The organism is Bradyrhizobium sp. SHOUNA76, from assembly GCF_023006445.1.
Lineage (GTDB): Bacteria > Pseudomonadota > Alphaproteobacteria > Rhizobiales > Xanthobacteraceae > Bradyrhizobium.
The window spans coordinates 1-5525 of sequence record NZ_JALBHA010000442.1; the positions used below are offsets into that span (position 1 = coordinate 1).

6 protein-coding genes and 2 pseudogenes are annotated in these 5525 nt (G+C 61.4%); 1 reads left to right on the forward strand and 7 read right to left on the reverse strand.

What is annotated here, in order from left to right; genetic code table 11:
- Both MOV74_RS30200 and MOV74_RS30205 read right to left on the reverse strand, forming a co-directional pair.
- Positions 1-236, reverse strand: a pseudogene (locus MOV74_RS30200) (NAD(P)/FAD-dependent oxidoreductase); the annotation flags it as partial.
- Between the two features lie 15 nt (positions 237-251).
- On the reverse strand, positions 252-410 hold the full coding sequence (locus tag MOV74_RS30205) for a hypothetical protein (RefSeq protein ID WP_246930393.1): 159 nt from the start codon (positions 408-410) through the stop codon (positions 252-254).
- Between the two features lie 89 nt (positions 411-499).
- Between MOV74_RS30205 and MOV74_RS30210 the strand changes: the two genes are divergently transcribed.
- Positions 500-1153: a TetR/AcrR family transcriptional regulator gene (locus MOV74_RS30210; RefSeq protein WP_246930395.1), complete on the forward strand. Its 654-nt coding sequence runs from the start codon at positions 500-502 to the stop codon at positions 1151-1153.
- Between the two features lie 337 nt (positions 1154-1490).
- On the opposite strand, the gene MOV74_RS30215 is transcribed toward MOV74_RS30210, so the two are convergent.
- The 5 genes and pseudogenes from MOV74_RS30215 to MOV74_RS30235 all read right to left on the reverse strand — a co-directional run.
- On the reverse strand, positions 1491-1949 hold the full coding sequence (locus MOV74_RS30215; protein ID WP_246930397.1) for a nuclear transport factor 2 family protein: 459 nt from the start codon (positions 1947-1949) through the stop codon (positions 1491-1493).
- Positions 1950-2093: 144 nt separating this feature from the next.
- A complete protein-coding gene (locus tag MOV74_RS30220) occupies positions 2094-2567 on the reverse strand; it encodes an isoprenylcysteine carboxylmethyltransferase family protein (protein ID WP_246930399.1) in 474 nt (157 codons plus the stop codon).
- A 21-nt stretch (positions 2568-2588) separates the two neighbouring features.
- On the reverse strand, positions 2589-3482 hold the full coding sequence (locus MOV74_RS30225) for an NAD(P)/FAD-dependent oxidoreductase (RefSeq protein WP_246930401.1): 894 nt from the start codon (positions 3480-3482) through the stop codon (positions 2589-2591).
- A 629-nt stretch (positions 3483-4111) separates the two neighbouring features.
- Positions 4112-5311, reverse strand: a complete 1200-nt coding sequence (locus MOV74_RS30230; protein ID WP_246930404.1) for a multidrug effflux MFS transporter — start codon at positions 5309-5311, stop codon at positions 4112-4114.
- A 60-nt stretch (positions 5312-5371) separates the two neighbouring features.
- Positions 5372-5525, reverse strand: a pseudogene (locus tag MOV74_RS30235) (NAD(P)/FAD-dependent oxidoreductase); the annotation flags it as partial.

Sequence of the window (5525 nt, forward strand, 5' to 3'; positions counted from 1 at the left end):
GCGAAGCGGTTGCGCGGCAGGCCGGTATCGAGAACGGTGACCTTGCGGCGGGCACGGCCGAGCTGCAGGGCGCCGGCGAGACCGGCAAAGCTGCCGCCGATGATGATGACGTCATCCATGGTGATGGGCTCCGTGTTGGGGATGGAGGGGGACGCGTTGGGCTTGGCGGTGGCCTGAGCGCGCGCGAGGCCGATGGTGGAAAGCGCGGCCAGCTTCAGCAGGGTCCGTCGTTGCATGGGATCCCTCGTGCCTTAGGTCGGCGCAATATCGTCAGACGATACGCGCTTGAGACGGGCAGCGAGCCGGGCTTCGGCATCGACGAGAAAGTCGCCCATCACTGTGTTGACCGGCCGGACAACGCCGCATTCGAGATCGCCGGGCGGCGCGGGGAAACTTGATTTGGAGGACAAGTTGGAACCTACCAATTGGCTTGCACATTTCAGATACTATATGGTATCGTAATGCAAGAATTAGAATACTGTCAAGTACTGGAATTGTCGTGACCGAAAACAGACAGGGCCGGCGCGGCCGGCCCGCCAACGAAGCGCTTGGCCAAACGATCGTCGACGCCGCGAGCGAACTCTTTGTGGAATTGGGTTTTCAGGCGACGACATTGGACAAGGTCGCCCAGCGGGCGAAGATATCCAAGCTCAGCATCTACAGGCACTTCGAGAACAAGGAGGCGCTGTTCGGCGCGGCCATCGCGGCCGGCTGCCATCAGTCGTTTGCACCACAGGCCCTTCTTGAAGGCGTCGACGGTTCGGTCGAAGATCAGCTCATGGCGGTGGGATCATCCCTGCTTCGCACGCTGTTGAGATCAGACGTCCGCAGTGTCGAAGCCATGGTCATGGCCAACAGGACGAATCAAAACTCGTTAAGCAAGCTCCATTACGAAGCCGGCCCCGGCCATGTCATCGCCCAAATCGAGGCCCTGTTGCGTCGGTTGCACGCGAAGGCGCTTCTGAACGTGCCCGATCCTCTCCGGTCCGCCCGCTTGTTTGCCGCGCTTTTCAAAGGATCCGATCTCCTGATGATCGCACGCTTCGGTCAGGCGAGAGCAGAGGACGACAACGAAATCGATTCCTATTGCCGGTCGGCCGTCGCCTTGTTCATCGCCGCGCACGGCGCATTTTGCCAAATTTGCGGCCGGTAGCGCACCAGTGAACTCAACAAAAAGCTACCTAGAAACAGTCAACACCGATCTGGTATTCGAGAAATTCGCGGACTGCCTGTCCGCGGAGGCGCAGATGCGGAGGCATTACGCGGACGCATTCGAGGCTTGGGACAGATCGGCGGCACTCAGTTTCGAACGGCGCAGGGATTACCAAGGCACGCGACATCCAAGTCAGCAACATCGGGACTTGCATTCCGCACGGTGGCGATCCGCTTCCCGGCCCGCTTCAGCAGCAGCCAAATCCTCTACCCACCACTCCCCAACCCTCGCCAACACCAACGCCAAGCTGATGGCGGGATCACACGAATGATCCGCGTCAGCTCACGATTGGTCCAGCCGCAGCTTCATCCAAACCGGCACGAGCTTGGATAGCGAGGCTTCGTTCTGCAGCCTGCGAGTCGAAGTATTCCTCAATCGAATAAACCTTGCCCCATCGCAACTTGAAGACGTGGACGCCCCTGTTCACATACAGGCTTTGGCCGTCAAGTAGCCTCGCGTTGGCCCGCCACTTGACGAACACTGTGGTATTCCATGGCCAACCCGTCACCTCGACCTGCTCAATATCTATGTGAAGCTTCGGGAAAACACGGCCCATGCGCTCGAACCACTGCTTCACCGATTGCTTTCCATGTCGCTCACCCCCCAACGCATGATCTCCGGCAACCCAGTGATACGCGTTTGGTGTTAGGCCCTTTGCAGCATCATCCCAACGCTGGTTGTTGACATGATCGAAGCTCCTGCGGATCTCTTTTTTGACAATTAGACTGTAGACCATTGATGCCCCCTGTTGTTGGATAGCCGACGGCTCTGCAAGACTGATGGATACTTTCCAGATACTGAAAGCTGCTCCGGGTAACGACGGCGATCTGTCGGGAAAGCTGGCTGACGGGCGGCCACGCAGGCGGCAGCGGCGCAATAGTCAGAGCCAGCGGCGAACCTCGGCCTTGTAGCGGCGGTAGTCGTCGCCGAACTTCGCTTCGAGATAGCGCTCCTCGCGGGCGATCACCTGCGTCTGGATCGCGATCAGCACCAACGGGAGCAAGGCGAAGGCGATCGGCCCGTCGAAGCCGATCGCAAGGCCGGCATAGATAAGCGCCATGCCGAGATACATGGGGTTGCGGGTCCACCGATAAGGACCGGTGGTTGCGATGAGGGTCGTTGGCTGCGACGGCGGAACGTTGGTGCCCAGCCGCCGGAACAGCCCCGCCGCTGCAAGCATCATCGCCGCGCCGGCAACGAACAGCAGCGCGCCCGTCGCGACCAGCAACCGCCAGTCGATGCCGAAAGAGCGCTGGGTGACGAACCGCTCCGCCGCCAGCCCCAACAGCAGCGCTCCCAGATAGACGAAGGGCGGAGGGAAGCGCACACCCGCGCTGTCCGGTTCGACGGCCATGCTCATCTCCAATCTGTGCTCTCAAACCAGCATCGACTGCTGGGCGAAGATACCCGCCATCGCGCCCTGCGATGATGCCTGGGTGACCGAGGGCAAGAAGGGCGTGGTGAGGTCGCCGGCGGCGTAGATGCCGGGCATGCTGGTTTGGCGGCGCTCGTCGACCTTGAGGGCGATGCCCGAGGGCGTATCGATCGTGGCGAGGCCCAATGATTCATGCAGGCTTGCGGAGGGCTTGTTGCGCGGATGGGCGAACAGGATGTCAACCGCGACATTGCGGCCGGTATCGAGATTGACGGTGGCGATATGGCCCTTGTGATGGGCGATCTCGGTGATCCGGCCATCGACGACAGCTATGTTGCGGCGCGCCAGATCGGCCTGGATATCAGGCGGAATGTCGTGACCATCGGCGAAGAGCGTCAACTTGTCGGTCCAATCGAGGAACAGCCTGGCCTGATTGTGCGACTGCGGGCCGGACCAGACGAGGCCCCAATGCTGGCCGGCGACTTCAAAGCCGTCGCAATAGGGGCAGGGCACGATGGACGTCCCCCAGCTTTCGGCAAAGCCCGGAACGTCAGGCATCTGGTCCACGATGCCATAGCTCAGGACCAGGCGGCGCGCCCCAAGGCTTTCGCCATCGCCAGTGAGGACGGAGAATTTGTCGATGTTGCCAGAGATGCTGTCGGCCCGGGCATTGACCAGCCTGACCGTGGGATAACGCGCCAATTGCTGCCGCGCCTCGGCCAGGATGTCCAATGGTGGCTTGTGATCGTGGCCGAGCAGACCATGCGAGTGGCCGGCGAAGCGGTTGCGCGGCAGGCCCGTATCTAGAACGATGACCTTGCGGCGGGCACGGCCGAGCTGCAGGGCGCCGGCGAGACCGGCAAAGCTGCCGCCGATGATGATGACGTCATCCATGGTGATGGGCTCCGTTGGAGGACAGGTTGAAACTTACCCATTGGCTTGCCTATTGCGGAGACTGCATGGTGTCGTAATTCAAGAATTAGAATACTGTCAAATACTTGAATTGTGGTGACCGAAAACAGACAGGGCCGGCGCGCCAACGCCGGCGGGCTCGGCATCATCACCGGCCTGACCCGGCGGACGCCGGAACTCTTGGCTAAGGCGCTATGTAGCTTTGCCAAGGGTAGGCGAGAGCAGGGCCGCCATGGAATGCAAGGTCGTCGAGGTCTCTCAACTCGCCAACGCACGCGGTGAAAAGGTCGAAGAATGGTTCCTGCTCAGTGAGGTTGTGGCGGTCTACATTGACCAATCGTTGATCGAGAACGGCGTCTCCAACACGGCACTTGCGCGTCCGATACTGCGTGCCGGCCGAGAGACTACCTCGAGGTCAGGACCGAGAACATGTTCGAGATGAAGCGCCCACCTGGCAGCAGCAAACCGGAATTCCACGGCACTTGATGCCGAGGGGAGAAGGCACAATTGTCAAACTGGTGAAGTTTTGCCGCGTTTGCCCGACGGCGTAAGCCGGACTTCGCAAAGCTGACGAGCGACTGAAAAGAAACGCGCGCGGAGTCATGCGCCAATCAAGATCCTGGGCCTCGCGCGTACAGGCCAAGAGCCAGCAGGGAAAATGCGCTCATCACGACGCCCAGCGCCAACATTGCTTCATGCGACACTGTGGCAGCAAGCCATACGCCGATCGCGGCGACCATCATCTGCAAGAAACCCAGCAGCGCCGAGGCGGCGCCGGCCTTCTCCCCGACTGGAGAAAGCGCCCGCGCAGTGGCCAGTGGAATGACAACACCCGCCCCGAGAAGAAAAACGCATATCGCGGCCAGAAAAGGCAGGAAAGTCGGACTAATCATCGAGATGAGCACGATCGCAAGGTTGCTGGCGGCCGTCGCGCACAAGCCGGCCCGGATCGGGCCATCGAGCCCGTAGCGTGATGCCAATCTCGATGCAAGCATACCCGCGGCGGATACGATGAAGACGGTGCCGGCGAAAAAGAGGCCTAGCTGGATCGGCGTAAAGTGCAGCGCTTCGATGAATAGGCGCGGTGCAGCGGAAAACAATGAGAACATGCCCCCTATGATGAGGCTCGAGGTGATCGCGGGGATAGCGAAGCGACGGTCGCCAATCAAGCCGGCATAGGTCCTGCCGATGGCAACTGGGTTGAGCGGCGTGCGGATCGAATTGTGGGTTTCGCCGAGAACGATGCCGTAGGCAACGGCGCCGACGGCAGCAAAGGCCGCGACCAGCGCGAATTCGGCGCGCCAGCCCAGACTGTGGTCGAGTGCGCCGCCAAGCAGTGGCGAGAACCCGGCAGCAGCGGACATCACGATCATGATGAGCGCCATCGCGCGTGCCAGCGCTGCGCCGCTAAACATGTCGCGGGCGATGGCGCGAGACAGCACTGCCGTCGCGCAAGCACCTGTTGCCTGCACGACGCGGCCGACAAGGAGATTAGGCAGGTCGGTTGCCAGACCGCACCAGACGCTGCCCGCGAAGAACACGGCAAATCCGATCAGGACCGGCCAACGTCTTCCATAGCGATCCGAAACCGGTCCGACCAGGAGCTGGCCCAATCCGAACACCGCAAGAAAGACGGTGATGGCGGACGTGACCGCCGCACTCGTGACATTCAATGAGATCGCAATGTGCGGCAGAGACGGCAGCAAGATGTTGGTCGCCAGCGTTCCCATCGCGGTTAGGACGGAAAGGACGGCGATGGGCAGGGCGCTGGAGGTGGGAATGCGCCGCACGGGATTGACCAGGTCAGCCATCGGAGCTTTCCGGTATGAGGGATAGGTACGTTAAGACGGCGAGTGACGCGGTGCGCGACGCGGTGGCTTGTGATCGTGGCCGAGCAGACCATGCGAGTGGCCGGCGAAGCGGTTGCGCGGCAGGCCGGTATCGAGAACGGTGACCTTGCGGCGGGCACGGCCGAGCTGCAGGGCGCCGGCGAGACCGGCAAAGCTGCCGCCGATGATGATGACG